Below are 19,046 nucleotides of genomic sequence, written 5' to 3'. Positions count from 1 at the left end.
TTAGTTGTCCTTTCTTAACGTCTCCAAAAATTGTTCTAATGAATACTCATCTGGATAAAGTACCTCGCGGGCCTTACTTCCTTCAAATGGACCTACAATTCCAGCAGCTTCCAATTGATCGATGATTCGTCCAGCTCTGTTATAACCCAATTTTAATTTACGTTGGATTAATGACGTAGAGCCTTGCTGATGCATGACAATCAATCGGGCAGCTTCTTCGAACAACTGATCGCGGTCTTTGGGATCAAAATCCACGCTACCAGAACCATCTCCGTTTTCGTCTACGTATTCCGGAAGCATAAATGCCGAAGGGTAGCCTCGTTGTGCACCGATGTAGTCGGAAATTTGTTCAACCTCTGGCGTATCAACAAAAGCACACTGAATACGTATCAAATCACTTCCAGTCGCTAGAAGCATGTCACCTCGACCGATCAACTGATCTGCACCGCCTGTATCTAGAATGGTCCGTGAATCGACTTTCGATAACACACGGAATGCGAGACGTGCAGGGAAGTTGGCCTTGATTGTACCGGTAATGATATTGACAGAAGGACGTTGGGTTGCAATAACCAAGTGAATCCCTACCGCACGGGCCAATTGTGCCAATCGTGCAATCGGTGTTTCGACCTCTTTTCCTGCTGTCATCATCAAGTCGGCAAACTCATCAACAATAAGAACGATATATGGTAAGAATCGATGACCCTCCTCAGGGTTTAATCTGCGATTGATAAATTTTGCATTATATTCCTTTAAATTCCGTACCTGCGCATTTTTTAACAAATCATAACGTTGATCCATTTCTATACACAGAGAATTTAAGGTGTTGATGACCTTCTTCGTATCGGTAATAATTGCATCTCCGTCGTCAGGCAATTTTGCTAGGAAGTGGCGCTCTACTTTTTTGAATAGTGAAAGTTCCACTTTCTTAGGGTCAACAAGAACAAATTTTAGTTCAGCCGGATGCTTTTTATACAGTAAAGAGGTCAGAATGGCGTTGATACCTACTGATTTACCTTGTCCGGTCGCTCCCGCAACTAGAAGGTGAGGCATTTTAGCTAAATCGGCAATATAGACTTCATTGGAAATTGTTTTACCTAAAGCAATCGGGAGATCCATGTCTGTTTTCTGAAACTTCTCCGTAGCAAGTACTGATCGCATGGATACCATTTCCGGACTGGAATTTGGTACCTCAATACCGATTGTTCCCTTTCCAGGCATAGGTGCAATAATCCGTATACCCAATGCCGCAAGACTTAAGGCAATGTCATCTTCCAGATTTTTGATTTTTGAAATCCGCACACCTGGTTTTGGTATAATTTCATACAAAGTTACCGTTGGACCTATAGTTGCTTTGATACTTTCGATCTCGATACTGTAGTTTCTCAGGGTATCAACAATCCTGTTTTTGTTCGCTTCGAGTTCCTGTTGATTGATGGTAATTTTACCACCACCATAGTCCTTCAATAAATCCAATGCCGGATGTTGGTAGCCAGAAAGATCCAATTTTGGATCATATTGTCCGAATTGGGCTACAAGGTCACTGGCAGTAATCTCTTTTTCCTCTTTGATATCCTCAACCACCAGACCTGGTATTGCATCAGGTTCGATGGCAGCTTCTGGCTCTTGTTGAGGTTCTGCTTCAATTTTAGGTGTTTGATATTCTCGGATTAGCGGTAAGTCTTCCGCTTCAAATTCTTCATTCGGCTGATCAATGGTGAAACTGATTGAAGGTGTATTCTCTGTTCGTTCAAGCGGACTGTCGTCGAACGAGAGCACCACTTTGTCTTTCGGATCAATTTGTACTTCAGGTACGGGGTGATGGGTAAAAGCAGGACGCTGAAGTTCTTCCTGCACATCTTTTTCACGAGCAGATTGAAATCGCTCATTGATTGATGTTGGGCGTTGAAAAGATTCCCGTACAGATTGGATGGAATCATCTTCAATATGAATTTTGTTTCTTAGATTGTGCGGGGCGTATTCATCTTCATCCACTTCGTCCATATCTTCGGAGAATGACTTGGATTTCCTGTTACTGAATAGGACAAATTTAAAATCGAGGTTGTAAAGTAAGATTAATGTCGTCAGGTAGGCAAAAGCCAATATACAGCCAACGCCGACAATACCAACTTGTGCTTCCAGTAATTTATTGGTCCAAAAACCAAATTTCCCCTCGAGCATATGCGGTGTATCGGCCATAAATCCATGTAGGAAGCCTAATGTTACCGAGATAAAAACGATTGCAACAAAAGAATAGACCACAGTACGGTACAATGGAAGTAATGATTTCTTGAACAACAGGCGATATCCTAAAATGAATAATACCGGGATAAAGAGAAAAGATGCGACGCCAAACCATTCGTACATGAATTGGTTGGCAAGCAATGCGCCAAATTTCCCTAGTTTATTATCGACAACGGGTAGATCAACAGCTTCATCATGAATTTCTTCCGTAGATCTAAATAATGTTGACCATCCGCCATTGGTTTTTGCGATATAACTTTGATCGTCTTCCCAAGTAAATAGGTAGGATACGAAAGCGGTCGCAAATGCCAATGAAAGCAAGATCAATAAAATTCCTAATATCTTGACAGCCTTTTGCTGTGCATCAGAATAATCTCTTGGTACACTATTTTTTTGACTTTTTTCTTTTTTAAATGTTGTTGATTCCTTTTGAGGGGCACGTTTGCCGGAAACTGAATTCCCTGTCTGCCTAAATGTATTTCCTTTGTTTGACATTGAAAAGCTCACAATTATACTGCTTACAAACTTAGTTATTTTGATAGTATTTTATAGATGCCGATAGCCTAATTATTTTAAGTTTGTCGTTTTTTATGCATGAATAAATTTAGATGTAGCTAAAAAGCTTGATAGTTATAATGACTAGCAAATACTATGCCCTGCAAATGGGTTTGACCAAAGAATGTGGATATCAATACAGATTGCCACTGTTTTGGTGTATTCTTTGGAGTTGCTGTAAAATATGTAGTTTTACGAATAAAAATAACAGATAGGATGAACAAGTTTGAAATACGAAAAGCGACATTAGCTGATAAAGGACGGATTTGGGAAATTATACAACAAGCAATTGCCCTCAGGAAAGAACAAGGTAGCCGACAATGGCAAGATGGTTATCCGAATGAAGATGTGGTGCAGTCTGATATTGATAAGGGCTATGGGCATGTCGTTGAAGTGGAGGATAGGATTGTAGGTTATGTTGCTATTATTTTTGATGTCGAACCTGCTTATAATGATATTGACGGAAAATGGTTAAGTGATGGTCCTTATGTTGGTATACACCGATTGGCTTCGGCGCAGGATCCGCATATGAAAGGTGTGGGGACGGCTATTATGTCTGGGGTGGAGAAGATCGCGGTTGATCATGGGGTTTATAGTATTAAGGTGGATACTAATTTTGACAATGGAGGAATGTTGCATGTATTCGAAAAGCTGGGATATCAATATTGTGGGGAGGTACATTTTAGAGGGGCTGCACGTAAGGCATTTGAAAAACTATTAAAATAACTTGACCGATTTTTTCAGCGGAGGAGGAAGAACTTTGGATTGTATAAAAAAGTCCCTTTTGAGTTGTTCAAAAGGGACTTTTTTATACTTATGGATTATTAAAATGGAATACTGCTGATTACTTATGGATTATTAAAGTAATATACTGCTGATTACTAATTTGCGATAATCAGGTAATAATTCTTTTTACCGCGTTGTGCAACAATATACTTATTGTTTACAAGGTGATTTTCCGTAACTGACTCTTCAATATCAGTTGCTTTTTCTCGGTTGATAGAAACTCCGCCGCCCTGAAGCATTTTGCGGGCTTCACCTTTGGAAGGGAATACTTGTGTTTGAACAGCTAGTAAATCAAGAATATTGATGCCTGCTGCAAGATCTGCTTTAGCGACCTGAAACTGAGGAATGCCTTCAAATACCTCTAAAACAGCCTCGTGATCTAAGTTGTTCAAAAACTCTAAAGAACCATTACCAAAAAGAAATTCAGAAGTTTTGATCGCAGTTTCGTATGCTTCTTCGGAGTGGGTACGAATGGTGATATCTTTTGCCAGTGCTTTTTGAACTAGACGTAAATGTGGCGCTGCATCATGTTCTGCAATAATAGACGCTATTTCGTCCTGGGGTTTGAGTGTGAAAATTTTGATCCAGTTTTTAGCATCATCATCCGAGGTATTCAACCAAAATTGGTAATATTTATACGGCGAGGTTTTCTTTGGATCTAACCATACGGCACCAGATTCGGTTTTTCCAAATTTCTGACCATCGGCTTTTTTGATTAATTGCGTGGTGATTGCATAGGCAGTTCCCTGATCTTGGCGACGAATCATTTCACTTCCTGTTACAATGTTGCCCCATTGGTCGGACCCACCCATTTGAACTTTACAGTTGTGGTGCTTCCAAAGGTAGTAGAAGTCATATCCTTGAATCAATTGATAGGTAAACTCTGTAAATGAAAGACCATTGTCACCTTCCAAACGTTTTTTTACAGAATCTTTTGCCATCATATAGTTAACGGTAATCATTTTACCGATATCACGGATAAAATCCAAAAATTTAAAATCTTTGAACCAGTCGTAATTATTAACCATTTGGGCGTCATTTTCACCTTCTCCAAATTCAAGAAATTTGCCTAACTGTTTTTTTAGACAAGCTACATTATGCTGTAGGGTAGCTTCGTCCAACAAGTTACGCTCTGCAGATTTGAAAGAAGGGTCTCCAATCATTCCTGTTGCCCCTCCAACTAGGGCAACTGGTTTGTGGCCCGCATTTTGGAAGTGGATCAACGTCATGATCTGCGTCAAGTGTCCTACGTGTAGAGAGTCGCCTGTGGGATCAAAGCCGATATAACCAGCGACTTTTTCTTTATTCAGTAAGTCTTCAGTGCCGGGCATAATATCTTGCAACATGCCTCTCCAACGTAATTCTTCTACAAAGCTCATTGTTAAATGGATTTAATTTTTTAATTTACAAGATGCAAAGATAGGAGATTAAGCGTATATTGAGCGAATAATTCCATATAAAAGCACACGCTAATAAGCTGGTATGAATTTTTTATCACATTTCTATTTTGAGCGGTTTGCGACCAACCCCGAGCGTATTGTGGGTGGACTGTTACCAGATCTGTTAAAAAATGCCGATAAATCTTTTATGCTAAAACCGCGGCAATATGAAGATGAGCTTTTGGACAATCCTTTACTCGAGCAGATGTATATCGGTTGGAACCGTCATATCGAGGTCGATCGCCTGTTTCACAATTCACCTTATTTTTTTCATCATACACATCAACTGAAATTAAAAATCCAGTCTAGTTTAGCGGGGCTGCCTATCCGGCCGTCCTTTATGGCTCATATCGCGTTGGAGCTATTGCTGGATCATATCCTAACACAAAATAAAGCGGTCTCCATCGATAAATTCTACGCTGCACTAATGCATGTCAATGAAGACGCTGTTCGGAAGTTTTTGAAAATTAATCAACTGAATGATATCCCTAAGTTTGAAAAATTCTATCATCAGTTTATTGAGTGGAAGTATATTTATGACTATGCAGAGGTGGAAAAAATTGCAGGTGCACTTTTCAATATTTGTAAACGATTGTGGCGATTTGAAGTTTCAGTGGAGCAAAGACAGCTTCTGACGGAACAGCTGATTTCCTATTTACATACGCAGATGACCGATTATCAGGAAATTTACCAGTATATTCAATATGCGCTGGTGGACTTTAATTAGTCCATCAGAAAATACCAATAGTATAAGACCTTGAAAATATTTATTTTCGCATAATTTTAAGTATCAAAAACTAAATTTACATGTCACATAGACTTTTTCGGAAGAAAAGTGTTGATCAGATTCTGCATGACACCCAAAAAGAGGGGGGGACAGGCCTTGCAAAGGTATTGGGGGTAACAGATCTGGTTTCGTTGGGTATCGCCGCTATTGTAGGGGCCGGAATCTTTAGCACAATTGGATTGGCGAGTTATGAAGGTGGACCAGCAGTCTCACTTCTCTTCGTTTTTACGGCTTTTGCCTGTGTTTTTACAGCATTGGCCTATGCGCAATTTGCCAGTACCGTTCCTGTTTCGGGCTCGGCATACACGTATGCTTATGTGGCCTTTGGTGAATTGTTTGCATGGATCATAGGTTGGGCGTTGGTCTTAGAGTATGCTGTTTCCAATACCGTTATTGCCATTTCTTGGTCGCAGTATTTTGTTTCCATGCTGGAAGGCTTTGGTTTACATATACCAGCTTGGTTATCCATGGCACCGGGCTATGCTTATGATGCTGTAGACAAAATGAATCAACACGGCGCTGCTGCTTTGACCGCAATCGACCAGCATGGTCTGGATGCTTTTAATAGTGCGCCACGGATTGGCGGTGTCCCTATTATTTTTGATTTACCGGCAGGTGTTATCACGTTTTTGGTCACTTGGTTGGTTTACATCGGAATTAAGGAATCGCAGAAAGCCAGTATGGTGATGGTGATGATTAAGGTAGCAATCATCTTGGCTGTCATTTTTGGGGGTATATTTTTCATTAAACCTGAAAATTGGACACCTTTTGCACCGAATGGCCTGAAAGGTGTACTCGGAAGTGTAGCCGCAGTTTTCTTTGCCTTTATCGGATTCGATTCGATCTCCACAACTGCCGAAGAGTGTAAAAACCCACAGCGCGATCTGCCTAAGGCAATGATCTATTGTCTATTGATTTGTACTGTATTGTATGTTGCCATTACCCTGGTCTTGACGGGGATGGTTAACTATACCGAATTAAATGTGAAGGATCCACTTGCTTTCGTGTTTAAATATGTCGGCTTTGACCATATGGCCGGAATTATATCGGTGACCTCTGTGATTGCCATTACCAGTGCTTTGCTGGTGTATCAATTGGCTCAACCAAGAATTTGGATGACTATGAGTCGGGACGGTTTGTTGTGGAAGAAATTCGCGACGATCCACCCAAAATATAAGACACCTTCTTTTGCGACTATTGTAACGGGTTTAGTGGTTGCTATTCCTTCGTTATTTTTTAAAATGGACTTCTTTGTGGATCTAACGAGCGTGGGTACTTTTTTTGCCTTTATCCTTGTTTGTGCAGGTGTATTGTATATGGATTATTCGGGCTTATCTGCAAAATCCAAATTTAAAGTTCCTTACATCAATGGCAAATATTTAGTTGGTGCAGGGCTACTGATCGCTATAGTGCTCATTTTTAGCTATGGGCAAGAGACGATAAAAGAGTGGAAATCGCTTTCCTTCCTTGAAATTATAGAACATAAAATGTTGGTCATTATATTTTGGTTAACCTGGCTTGGACTGAGTATTTATAGCTTTAAAATGAATTTTTCATTATTGCCTGTCGTTGGTATCCTGATCAATCTGTATTTGATGACGGAATTGGGGGCAAGTAACTGGATAATATTTGTGATCTGGCTCGTAATTGGATTGGCTGTATATTTTATGTATGGCTATAAACATTCAAAGTTAAATAAACAGGCGCAAGTATAGTTTACGAGAAGCGTCGTACATAATGGATCAAAGAAAAGGAGCTATCTGATAAAAAGATAGCTCCTTTTCTTTGATCCATTATGGATGTATTAGAATCTCCACAAAAGGATTCGGCTTACCTTATTGCCTTGTTCCATGCGGATCACCTCGGTCTCTTTTACATTTATTTTCTTTAGTTTGTGTTGTAGAAAGCGAATGTCTTCGCGGTGAGCAACTAATGTTGTGAACCATTTTACTTGATCTTTGTGAAATTGACTTTCAAAGATCATGCGTGACAAGAAAGCTTTTTCACCACCATCACACCACAACTCGCTTCCTTGTCCAGAAAATGCTTGTGTTACAGGTTTTTCGTCTATTTTAGCTTCTTTAATGCCTGTAGTCTTACGGATGGACTGCTGTAAAGCCTCGGTTTGAGAGCTAAAAAATGGGGGATTACAGATTACCACATCATATTTCTCACCTGGAAGGATAATATCTTTGAATATGGCTTTCGGGTTATTTTGTAAACGGATTTGTATACTCTTCTTTAAGCTCATATTTGTCCGTGTTATCTCGATTGCATTTTTGTATGCGCTCTTGATAATTTCAGATCCTACAAAGCTCCATCCATACTCCTGATGCCCGATGATTGGGTAGATACAATTTGCACCAACACCGATATCGAGTATATGGATATTTCCACCTTTTGGAATCTCACCATTATTATCCCTTGCAAGCACGTCTGCGATATAATGAATATAATCTGCTCGGCCCGGAATAGGGGGGCAAAGATTCTCTTTGGGAATATCCCAGTGTTGAATGTGGTAATATTTTTTTAGAAGTGCCTTGTTTAACGTTTTAACAGCATCGGGATTGTTAAAATCGATGGATTTTACGTTATAAGCATTTTCTATAACAAAATCTTTGAGCGAAGGTTCGACTTTGCTCAGTTCTTCAAAATTATAGTTATCGAGATGTCTATTTCTAGGGTGTAATTTCTTTTTTGGATTAGCGTCTGCCATGATGTATTATTTGCAACAAAAGTAATGCAATTCTATTGAATAAAAAAGGTGATGCTTGCGCATCACCTTGAGGAGTCTTAATCTTTCCGTATGAGATGGACCTCTGAAGTCTGTGGAAAATTGAGTGGAACCCGCTCAATTGTAACAAAGCTGGAATCTAAACCGAAACCTTTTTCTTCGGACAAACTCATTTTTTTGAGGTAACCATAGATGTCCATAATTACCTTCTCTATCCATGTCATCTGGTTGGTTTTGGAGAGTACTTTTTCCAAAACAACAAACTTAAAGTCACCTGGAATATTGTATTTACGTAAGGTGTCGTATTGACTGGTAATGTCAATTTCACCTTTTTTTACCATTTCCTCAACTACTTTTCTGAACAGCAGACTGATGCGCTGTTCTTCTCTAAAGCCAAGTTTAAAATCAACCCGTATTAACTTACCCGGGATAAGCTGATCGATCGAATACTCTTTTGTATGTGGATGATCCATCACATCAACGTGGACCAGCCAATATACATCCGCACGCTTTGGTTTTTTATTAATAATTGAATAAATAATTTTAGCCTCTATCTCGGATTTGAAATTTGCACTTGTCAGATATACCAAATGTGATGCATATGGGGGAACGGATTTGTCCTCACTCAATTCGGAGATAATGGGGTAGTATTTGTTGATGTTAATGAAGTTAACAAAACGATTTTTAATTTTTCGCGCCGTATACCAGCAATACATTGTTCCAAATAACGCCGTTGCAAGCAAAAGGGTTAACCAACCTCCATGGGCTATTTTGACACCATTTCCTACTAAGAAAGTTAATTCAATTACAAAATAAGCAACTAAAAATATAGCAATTAGCACGCGATTGACCTTTTTCATGGCGAGGAAATATCCCATTAAGATCGTGGTCATCAATACCGTTAAATTGATCGCAAGCCCATAGGCTGCATCCATTCGGCTTGATTCTTCAAAAACCCAGATGACGATCATACAGCCGACCCATAAAATTAAATTGATGGATGGTACATACAATTGTCCTTTATGTTCGCTGGGGTAGCGGATAGCGACTTTAGGCCATATATTCAAACGTACTGCTTCCGAAATTAGGGTATAAGAGCCAGATATCATGGCTTGACTGGCGATGACCGCTGCGATCGTTGCGATAGCGATACCGTAACCGATAAACCAATCGGGCATGATTGAATAGAACGGATTTTCACCCCCTAGGACACGTCCTTCCTGTGTTAATAACCAGGCTCCTTGTCCGAAATAATTTAGTATAAGTGTGATTTTTACGTAGATCCAGCTGATACGGATATTGTTTTTACCACAGTGTCCCATATCCGAATACAATGCTTCGGCGCCTGTAGTACATAAAAATACTGCACCGATCAATAATAGTGAATGGGGATAAGTAATTAAAATATGGAAGGCATAATAAGGGTTGATTGCTTTCATCACTTCTGGTGCGAGGTGAAGATGAGATAAACCAATTACACCAATGATTGTAAACCAAATGGTCATCAATGGACCAAAAACTTTTCCTACTACAGATGTTCCAAATCGTTGAATGATAAACAATAAGGAGATAATCGTAACTACAATAGGTACTGTGGGTAATCCTGGGAATTTGAGATCCAAACCTTCAATAGCCGAGGATATTGTGATGGCAGGGGTAATCATTCCGTCCGCTAATAAGGTCGCCGCACCGATCATCGCCGGAAAAATTAACCAAGGGGCACGCTTGCGTACCAATGAATAAAGGGATAGGATACCACCTTCACCTTTATTGTCCGCCCGGAGTGTGATCCAAACATACTTTACTGTTGTCTGGAGGGTCAGTGTCCAAAAAACACAGGATAGCCCGCCCAAGACTAAGTCTTTTTGAATGGCTCCTTGTCCCATGATTGCTTTGAAAACATACAATGGAGAAGTTCCGATATCTCCAAAAACGATTCCTAAACTGATCAATAATCCGGCGAAACTCACCTTATTGATACTGTTGTGATGACTGTTGTCTGCCATTTATCAATTATTTTATTTCAAAATATACTGCAAAAATATACTTTTTGCCTGTACTTTAAGTAGGTACATTTCCTGCGCCAAATTTTAGCATTTACTTTGACATGCGCAAGAGCTGTTAAAATTTGTTAAAAGAAACTTAGAATGAATCTATTTGCTGAAAAACTTTTAAACAAAATACTAACTTTGTTGTTGATAATTCAAATAGTTAGCGTTATATTTGATTAAACCGTAACCAGTATTTGAAGTCTAATTTAACACTATGGGGAGAAATCTACTTAAAGCAGCTTGTTTAATACTTTTATCCGCACTGACATTGTGCAGCGGGATGACTCGGGTGTATGCAAAGTCTCCTTATGACCATACTATTTCGCAACATATTTGGGACGGTACTGAGGCATTCGGGGAAGACAACAACATCAAGGACACAGAGAAACTTATCAATAATGTGAAGGTTTTCTATAATCCGATTGCGGAGCAAATAAATCTTTCTTTTAAATTGGCAAAATCGTCAAGTGTCTCTATTAAAGTAATGGATGCATTGGGCAATGAGATTCTTCAATTAATGAATGGCAACCTAGATTCAGGAATTCAAAATCTTTCCTTTGAGCATGGCGGAAAATTAACGACAGGGTTTTACTTTGTACGGGTAGTCGCTGGTTCAGAAACTGTGGTGAAAAGATTTTCTGTTCGATAAGAAGATAAGATGTAATGTAAGTTCATTCGTATACATAAAACAGCAAAGGGAATCATTTGATTCCCTTTGCTGTTTTATGTAAAGCTTCATTTGTTAATTCTAGTCTTGTTGTATTTCTTCGATCCACAGTCCATCATCTTGAATGATCTTGATCAATTCGTCTAAGGCATGTGCGGAACTTACATTTTTCTTAACGATCTGCTGACCTCTATATAGCGTCACTTTATCAGGTCCCGCTCCAACATAACCATAGTCAGCATCCGCCATTTCTCCAGGGCCATTAACGATACAGCCCATGATGCCAATTTTTAGCCCTTTTAGGTGATTGGTACGGCTTCGGATCATCTGTGTAGTTTCTTGGAGATCAAATAAAGTTCTGCCACAACTTGGGCAGGAAATATATTCTGTCTTGGATATTCTGGATCTTGTTGCCTGTAAAATTCCGAAAGAAAGTGAGGCGATGTTTTCTAATGCCGTTGCCGGAGAGTCTATCCATATTCCTGACCCCAATCCATCGATCAATAATGCACCTAAATCCGTAGAGGCATAAAGCTGTATTTTTGAAATAGGTTCTTCGGGATTCATAAAATCACCAATAGGTCCTGAGAAGTCGTCTTCCAGATAAGAACGTTTGATAATGACTGGATTGTTGATCCCGATTTCCTGCAGGTTTCGGAAGAACTGTCTTTGATCTGCCATACCGTGCAAATAATCGGTTTCTACTATAAATACGACAGTTTTGTCAAGCTGTAAAGATTCAAACAGTGGGGTTAACAAATCTGAATTACAGATTTTGACCATATTCAGGACTTTATCCTTGTTGTCCGACTTTACGAATTCGTCTAAGGTAAAGAGGGGATGAATATTAGTTTGATCGGTAAGTTTTGACCAGGTGTTATAGTTATATACTTGCTTCAGATTTGCGGGCATCGTAAAGGATGGCAAATTGTCTGCGAGATAGACAAAGTCTACAGACTGCTCACCCATGTGGTATTTATCTAATAAGATATCATAGCGATAGCCAACTTTGGAAAGGATCTGAGCGTCTTTCAGATTTTCTTTAGAAATGTCGACCACAATCCTTGGTACCAAAGAGCCTCCGATAAAGGTATTTACTTCCTGGCTGGCATAAGGAATATTTGGTGTCTCTGGAGAGAGCTGAACAATCTCTTGTTTGGGCTGACTCTCGATGTTTGCCTTTCTTTTGCTATATCTATTGACAAGTGCTATGGCGACTGGAGCTTCCCGTTCAGGCTCTTCGGTTAACGATACACGTACAGTATCACCCAGTCCATCTTCCAAAAGTGTTCCGATACCAACGGCAGATTTTACACGACCATCTTCGCCGTCTCCAGCCTCCGTTACACCGAGGTGTAGGGGGTAGTTCATGTTTTCGGAAACCATTTTTTCGACCAGCAACCGATAGGCTTTGACCATCACCTGCGGGTTGGATGATTTCATTGAGATACAGAGATTGTAGAAACTCAGATCTTCACACATCCGGATAAATTCCATGGCAGATTCGACCATCCCTTCTGGGGTATCGCCGTAATGACTCATGATCCTGTCCGACAGTGAGCCGTGGTTGGTACCAATACGCATGGCGGTACCATTTTCTTTGCAGATATTTACGAGCGGAGTGAATTTTTGATAGATGCGCTCTAACTCGCGCTTGTATTCAGCATCGGTATAAGATAGCTGATCAAACTTTTTCTTGTCTGCATAGTTACCAGGATTGACTCTTACTTTCTCGACGATACGAGCGGCAACCTCGGCAGCATTTGGTGTAAAATGAATATCAGCAACTAAAGGGACCTTATAGCCTCTTCTGCGAAGTTCATTTTTTATGTTAGCTAAATTTTGTGCTTCTTTAATACTGGGAGCGGTAATACGAACGTATTCGCAGCCCGCTTCAACCATTCGAATGGTCTGCTCAACCGAGCCCATCGTATCCATTGTATCTACTGTAGTCATACTTTGAATACGAATGGGATTATCGCCACCCATGGGAATATCACCGATCTGAATTTCCCTCGTTTTCCATCTCGAATAATCTACCTTGGAATTGCAATAGATTCCAGGTAATGTCAACATATTACTTGTGTCCATATCTAACACAAAGTTAGCTTTTCTTGGCTAAAAATTGGCTGTCAATTAATATCTTCTAATTTTTATTGACGCGATGCCACCGTTGATGTCGAAATCGAATTTTTGAGCGGCCGAATCGTAATTCGTCGATTTTACCTCGCCTTCACTTTTTAGAAAATCGCCCTCATAATCTGTTGAGGATAATGCATTGTCGCTTGTAATGCGGCAGGCAGCATTTTTTGGGATGGAGATCTCAATAGAGGAGGCTCCGGCATCCATCGAAATTTTAGTTGTTGCTAGGGGCTGTCCTAATTTTAGCTTTAGGCTTGTCGCTCCAGCATCAATATCCAATGTTTCTATCTTGTAGGGTGAAAGATCCAACTTGGCATCAATTGCACCTACATCAAAATTCAGATTCCATAGGATGTTAGGGTTTAAAGCGATGAACGTATTGTTGTTTTTGCTGTTAAAATCCTTGTTTTTGAATTTTCCCTTTAAGTTGATATCTAATTTGTCTGCGGACTCTCCATGTACAGTTACGCCCAGTAAATATTCTTTTGATGTGTTAAATGCCGAGAAGATTTCTGTCGTAGTGCTACTATCATTTCTTAATGAAGTGGCCCCCAAATCGAGGTTTAAGGTAGCGCTATGGATTTTATCGTCCAACGGTACATTGAGTTTTTCTGTTGTATAATTTGTTTTGTCGTTAGGGTCGTCGATATTGATGTTGACACCTTTGCTTTTCAATAATTGTGTTAAAATCGGCTCTTTTGGTGTCGACAGCCCTATGTAAGTCAAAAAACCTAAAATCACTACGGTAGAACCAATGGCAACAAACTGTCCAATCTGTTGGTCTTTGGGTACCAGCATACGAATTCCAGCAAGGACAATAAACAGCGGCCAGTATCTAAAAATACCTACCCAGTTAAATGAGATTGTATTGAGCTGTGATAATAATAAAACAACTCCTATAAAGAGAATGGTGATACCAGTTGTTATTCTTCGTGTATTCATAACTAATTCCGTTTGTTAATATATCTCAAAAGTAAGTCGCTTTGGGAGATACCGTATGAATGTTTAGGCTATTATACATAAAAAATCGGTAAATGTGACTAATTGATCGGTAAGTAATTTCGTTTTTCGTATACTTTTTGGGTTTTTGCTTGTTTATATATTTGCTGGAATTAATTACCTTTAATGGATTGCTTGGTTTAGTATAGTCGTAAAATTGGCGTAATACATTGAAATTAAATAGATAATATGATCTTTCATCACATTGGTGCATATCTCATACTCCTGAAATCAGTTTTTAAAAGACCGGAGAAAGGTCGAATTTATTGGAAGGAAACCGTATTGGCAATGACCGATATTGGTATAGGATCTTTGGGGCTTATCGTCATTATTTCCACCTTCATTGGAGCTGTTATGACCATGCAAATTGCCTTTCAGATGGTTTCCGATTTGATCCCAAATTCTATTATAGGTTCGATCAACCGGGATTCAAATATTTTGGAATTGGGACCAACGATCTCGGGGTTAGTCCTAATGGGAAAAATTGGGTCGTCTATATCTTCGCAGATCGGATCCATGCGTGTGACAGAGCAAATTGATGCCTTGGAAATTATGGGGATCAATGCCCCTGGTTATTTGATATTACCCAAAATATTGGCAGGTATCACCATGATTCCGATGTTGGTTATTATTTCCATCGTATGCGCTTTAGTTGGCGGTCTGTTGGGCGGGTCACTTTCGGGTGCTGTGACACAGGCGGATTATATTTTAGGAATTCAAGATGGTTTCAATGGTTTTACGGTGACAGTTGCCCTTGTTAAAGCTGTTGTATTTGGGTTTATTATTACTTCGATATCAGCTTATAAAGGGTATAATGTAAAGGGGGGAGCTTTGGAAGTTGGGCAAGCTAGCACAGAAGCAGTTGTAGTTGGCTGCATAACTATTCTTGCTGCAGATTATGTGATAACCGCATTAATGCTTTAAAAAGATTTTATGATTCAAATCGAAGATATTAACAAGTCATTTGGAGACAATCACGTTCTGAAGGGTATCAGTGCAAATTTCGAACCTGGAAAAGTGAGTTTGATTATCGGGGGGTCGGGTTCCGGAAAGAGTACTTTATTGAAATGTATTGTGGGCCTGCATCAACCGGAAAAAGGAAAGGTGATTTTTGATGGCAAGGATTTTACTCGGATGAATTTTGAAGAGCGCGTTCCTATTCGAAAAGAAATAGGCATGCTTTTTCAAAATTCAGCGCTGTTTGATTCGATGACGGTCGAACAGAATATTATGTTTTCGCTGGACATGTTTACGGAGATGTCCAAAGCGGAGAAATTAGATCGGGCAAATCATTGTCTGGAACAGGTTAATCTAGAGGGAAGAAATAAATTGTTCCCTGCGGAACTATCGGGGGGGATGAAAAAGCGGGTTGGAATTGCACGCGCAATTAGTATGAACCCCAAATACCTTTTTTGTGATGAACCCAATTCGGGATTAGATCCGGAGACTTCGATTGTTATTGACGAATTGGTGCTAAAAATTACGCAAGAATTGAAATGTACGACGGTCGTTGTTACACATGATATGAATTCTGTGATGGGAATTGGTGAGTATATTTTGTTTCTCTATAAGGGACAAAAATTCTGGGAAGGTTCCAATAAGGATATGATGCGATCGGATGTGGAAGAATTGAACAACTTTGTTTTTGCAAGTCCATTAATGAAAAGTGCTAAGGCTTCAATGGGGCAATAACATGTAAGAAGAGGGCTTTATAGCGCTTAATTTTAGGTGTTTGATCTGCGTTAGCATCGTGCAGATTTCTTTTCTATTGAAATTTAGCTTAGTTTTGTCGGAAAATTTTGATTTTGGCAGCAACAAATATACAACTATTGACCCCACAGCATTGGAAGGACTATGAACTCATTGACTGTGGTGATTTTGAAAAACTGGAACGTTTTGGTGATTTAATTTTAATCAGACCAGAACCTCAGGCTGTATGGCCTAAGGCATTGAGTGATGCGGATTGGAACAAGCGTTACCATATCAAATTCAAAGGTCGTTCGGCTACTTCTGGAGAATGGTTGAAGAAAAATCCGAAGGTCCAGGACCGTTGGCACATCGAATATAAAAATAACGACGTGGCCATCAAATTTAGATTGGGCTTGACATCTTTTAAACACGTCGGGATATTTCCGGAGCAGGCTGTAAATTGGGATTATATTTCGGAATCTGTTCGTTCATTTAAGACGGAGAAACCGAAGGTTCTAAATCTTTTTGCATACACTGGTGGAGCATCTTTAATAGCAAAGGCTGCCGGTGCGGATACAACGCACGTAGATTCTATTAAACAGGTAGTTACCTGGGCTAATGAAAATATGGAAATTTCCAATTTGGATAACATTCGTTGGGTGGTTGAAGATGCTTTGAAGTTTGTAAAACGTGAGCTGAAAAGAGGTAATACGTATAATGGGATTATTTTGGATCCACCGGCATACGGACATGGGCCGAAGGGAGAGAAATGGAAATTGGAAGATCACATTATGGAAATGATGACTGATGTCGTTCAATTATTGGATCCTAAAGAACATTTCTTGATTTTAAATACGTATTCATTAGGCTTTTCTTCTGTTATTGTTGAAAATTTAATTAAGACGGCTTTTCCAAAAGTGGAAAACTTAGAAATAGGGGAGTTGTTTTTACAAGCAACTGCAGGACCAAAACTTCCACTTGGCGTATTTGGTAAATTTCGCAAAATAGCGGAGTAAGACTTGTCAAAAGATTCTTTGATAACAACACGGGGTGCTTATTTAAGCGCCCCGTGTTTGTTTTTAAGCTATATCAGGGAGTTAAATATGTATGTCTTTTAAACGTAGTGATGCAAGTTCAAGCTGTCTTGGGATCGCTGCGCTGATGTTTTGTGGAATGAGCGATAAGTGTTGGGTAAGTTCGTTGTAATAGGTTATTCCAGCTTGTAATTGTGCTTTGAATTTGGCTACATATTTTATCTTTTTATCGTTCATGATATTTTTATTGTCTGCGACATATTTTTGAATATGATCGATATAAAGATTGAGTTCGTTAATTAAAATAAAAGGTCTGTTGTCATTTTCAAAAACCGAAATACGGCCATAGATGTGGTCGATCATTTCCCGCAAAGAATATTGTTTTTTGAACCAGACAAGATTTGGGCCTGGGCAGATGGATACAGCGGTCTGTTCTTTGCTCTTCTGGATATTGTACTTGAGATAGGCGGGTGCTGCGAGCCCTTCACAAAGACAGGTTTTCTCTGTAATGGCGTCGAAGGCTTTATCGTATTCTGCAGCGGACAGGTTTTGTTTTTGGAGTTCCTGGATCTTTTGATGTTGATAGACGCGTGATGCGGTGCAGATCGGTTTATCACTAAACTCTGTGTTTGAAATAAGGTATTCTTTTTTACAAGGGCTACCGGGGCGCCCTTTTTTTATACGTTCCAATCGTAGATACTCCGCGCCACTTTTTCTGAAATTGTTAAAGGGAATTCCCAAGGGAGATGTTCCACTACAGTAAAAGTCTTCTTGCTTGGCAGTTTCCAATGCTTTTAAGGTTTCTTGATCTACCGTTGTTGCTTCGGGAACCATCAGAAATGGGGATCCCCATCCTACGGCATCGAATCCATAATAATTTAACAAGAATTGATGTTCTGAAGCAGTTCCCACACCTCCTTGAACTGTATACTTGATGATAGGGGGAGTTGTTAATGAGCGCCCTTGGGAAGTCCAATATTCGTGGTATATCTCGAAAAGTTCGGTTTTCAGACTTTCTTTTTTCTCTTTAAACTCCTGAAGGATTGGCCCCAGAAGAAAACCATCGGTTGCGAAGGCATGACCACCGCAGTTCAAACCGGATTCTATTCTGAATTCAGATACCCATACACCACGCTTAGCGAGATATTTTGCCTGGATGAGCGCCGATCGAAAGTCACTTACTTTCAAAACGATTTTTTTGTCAAATAGACCTTCACTATTTGGGAAGAAAGCCGGTAATTCAGCGAGGTAAGCGTATAGGTGTGGATTCATCCCTGCAGAAAGAATTAGAGAGGAATGCAGGGTGGAGTTGGCAAAACCACGTAAGGCTGCTGAAGCATCAGAATAATGTTGATCCAATAGGTTACCATCCTGGTAATTCATTTTATCGACTTTGGACATAATATTAACATCGATGTCTCCCGCTTTGAGGTAATTGATCAATAGATCTTGCAGCTCGGTTTTAATCGCGCGATTGCTTTCAATTTCCATCGCATGATAAATTGGTTTTGAAGGGTGAGAATCGGGTAGAAGCTGAAAATATTTGGTAAGTTCGGAATTTTTGGTAAAAGGTTGACGCTTTAAGGCCTCGATTTGCCTATTGACCACAAACTGTACAAGATTGAGATAGGCCGTAATTCTTTTTGCTCGGTAATCGTCTTCTGTTTTAGCGATCGGATGATAGGAGATTTGATATTGTCCGCAGTAATAGCGGCGCATGCGCTCGATTAGTTCATCGTCAACAATAGACATTACGGATGAGATACCGTATTGTGCGACCTTAAGTGCGGAGTCGATGGAGAAAGCTAAGCCTAATACGGGGATATGAAAAGTATGCGTCATTCTTAAATATTTCTTTTACGAAATAATGGAGAATAACGCTGAAAAAAAGTAATGATTGTTTTATGGGGAAATGATTGTAA

General features: G+C 39.7%; 14 protein-coding genes. 7 read left to right on the top strand and 7 right to left on the bottom strand.

The features are described from left to right. Entirely contained in the window at window positions 1-2,736 is a 2,736-nt protein-coding gene (locus K2F45_RS23835; protein WP_075994193.1) for an FtsK/SpoIIIE family DNA translocase, read from the bottom strand. Window positions 2,737-3,012: 276 nt separating this feature from the next. On the opposite strand from K2F45_RS23835, the gene K2F45_RS23830 reads away from it, so the two are divergent. Continuing rightward, complete coding sequence (locus tag K2F45_RS23830; protein WP_075994192.1) at window positions 3,013-3,522, top strand: GNAT family N-acetyltransferase; 510 nt, start codon at window positions 3,013-3,015, stop codon at window positions 3,520-3,522. Between the two features lie 155 nt (window positions 3,523-3,677). Here the strand turns inward: K2F45_RS23830 and tyrS are convergent, their stop codons facing one another. After that, on the bottom strand, window positions 3,678-4,961 hold the full coding sequence (gene tyrS / locus K2F45_RS23825) for a tyrosine--tRNA ligase (protein ID WP_075994191.1): 1,284 nt from the start codon (window positions 4,959-4,961) through the stop codon (window positions 3,678-3,680). Between the two features lie 103 nt (window positions 4,962-5,064). On the opposite strand from tyrS, the gene K2F45_RS23820 reads away from it, so the two are divergent. Beyond that, on the top strand, window positions 5,065-5,748 hold the full coding sequence (locus K2F45_RS23820; RefSeq protein ID WP_075994190.1) for an ACP phosphodiesterase: 684 nt from the start codon (window positions 5,065-5,067) through the stop codon (window positions 5,746-5,748). 80 nt (window positions 5,749-5,828) lie between these two features. After that, window positions 5,829-7,523: an amino acid permease gene (locus tag K2F45_RS23815; RefSeq protein WP_248932540.1), complete on the top strand. Its 1,695-nt coding sequence runs from the start codon at window positions 5,829-5,831 to the stop codon at window positions 7,521-7,523. Window positions 7,524-7,612: 89 nt separating this feature from the next. Here the strand turns inward: K2F45_RS23815 and rlmF are convergent, their stop codons facing one another. Both rlmF and K2F45_RS23805 read right to left on the bottom strand, forming a co-directional pair. After that, the gene (rlmF, locus tag K2F45_RS23810; protein WP_075994188.1) at window positions 7,613-8,524 is read right to left on the bottom strand and encodes a 23S rRNA (adenine(1618)-N(6))-methyltransferase RlmF; all 912 of its coding nucleotides are present in this window, start codon (window positions 8,522-8,524) and stop codon (window positions 7,613-7,615) included. A 77-nt stretch (window positions 8,525-8,601) separates the two neighbouring features. Further along, window positions 8,602-10,548: a KUP/HAK/KT family potassium transporter gene (locus tag K2F45_RS23805; RefSeq protein WP_075994187.1), complete on the bottom strand. Its 1,947-nt coding sequence runs from the start codon at window positions 10,546-10,548 to the stop codon at window positions 8,602-8,604. A 259-nt stretch (window positions 10,549-10,807) separates the two neighbouring features. On the opposite strand from K2F45_RS23805, the gene K2F45_RS23800 reads away from it, so the two are divergent. Continuing rightward, window positions 10,808-11,242, top strand: coding sequence for a T9SS type A sorting domain-containing protein (locus tag K2F45_RS23800; protein ID WP_248932539.1), 435 nt, complete (start codon window positions 10,808-10,810; stop codon window positions 11,240-11,242). Between the two features lie 99 nt (window positions 11,243-11,341). Here the strand turns inward: K2F45_RS23800 and ispG are convergent, their stop codons facing one another. Together ispG and K2F45_RS23790 are read right to left on the bottom strand one after the other, a co-directional pair. Then, a complete protein-coding gene (ispG, locus tag K2F45_RS23795; protein WP_248932538.1) occupies window positions 11,342-13,351 on the bottom strand; it encodes a (E)-4-hydroxy-3-methylbut-2-enyl-diphosphate synthase in 2,010 nt (669 codons plus the stop codon). A 45-nt stretch (window positions 13,352-13,396) separates the two neighbouring features. Next, complete coding sequence (locus K2F45_RS23790; RefSeq protein ID WP_075994184.1) at window positions 13,397-14,344, bottom strand: LiaI-LiaF-like domain-containing protein; 948 nt, start codon at window positions 14,342-14,344, stop codon at window positions 13,397-13,399. Between the two features lie 246 nt (window positions 14,345-14,590). Here K2F45_RS23790 and K2F45_RS23785 point away from each other — a divergent pair, with 246 nt between their 5' ends. The 3 genes from K2F45_RS23785 to K2F45_RS23775 all read left to right on the top strand — a co-directional run bounded on the left by K2F45_RS23785 (window position 14,591) and on the right by K2F45_RS23775 (window position 17,106). Then, window positions 14,591-15,325, top strand: coding sequence for an MlaE family ABC transporter permease (locus K2F45_RS23785; RefSeq protein ID WP_046671950.1), 735 nt, complete (start codon window positions 14,591-14,593; stop codon window positions 15,323-15,325). Window positions 15,326-15,334: 9 nt separating this feature from the next. After that, on the top strand, window positions 15,335-16,093 hold the full coding sequence (locus K2F45_RS23780) for an ABC transporter ATP-binding protein (RefSeq protein ID WP_075994183.1): 759 nt from the start codon (window positions 15,335-15,337) through the stop codon (window positions 16,091-16,093). Between the two features lie 107 nt (window positions 16,094-16,200). Continuing rightward, complete coding sequence (locus K2F45_RS23775) at window positions 16,201-17,106, top strand: class I SAM-dependent methyltransferase (RefSeq protein WP_075994182.1); 906 nt, start codon at window positions 16,201-16,203, stop codon at window positions 17,104-17,106. Between the two features lie 81 nt (window positions 17,107-17,187). On the opposite strand, the gene K2F45_RS23770 is transcribed toward K2F45_RS23775, so the two are convergent. Next, the gene (locus K2F45_RS23770) at window positions 17,188-18,966 is read right to left on the bottom strand and encodes a hypothetical protein (protein ID WP_248932537.1); all 1,779 of its coding nucleotides are present in this window, start codon (window positions 18,964-18,966) and stop codon (window positions 17,188-17,190) included. Window positions 18,967-19,046 lie beyond the last annotated feature (80 nt).

Source organism: Sphingobacterium siyangense (genome assembly GCF_023277505.1).
Classification (GTDB): Bacteria; Bacteroidota; Bacteroidia; order Sphingobacteriales; family Sphingobacteriaceae; genus Sphingobacterium; species Sphingobacterium siyangense.
This window is presented reverse-complemented; position numbering and strand designations above follow the sequence as displayed.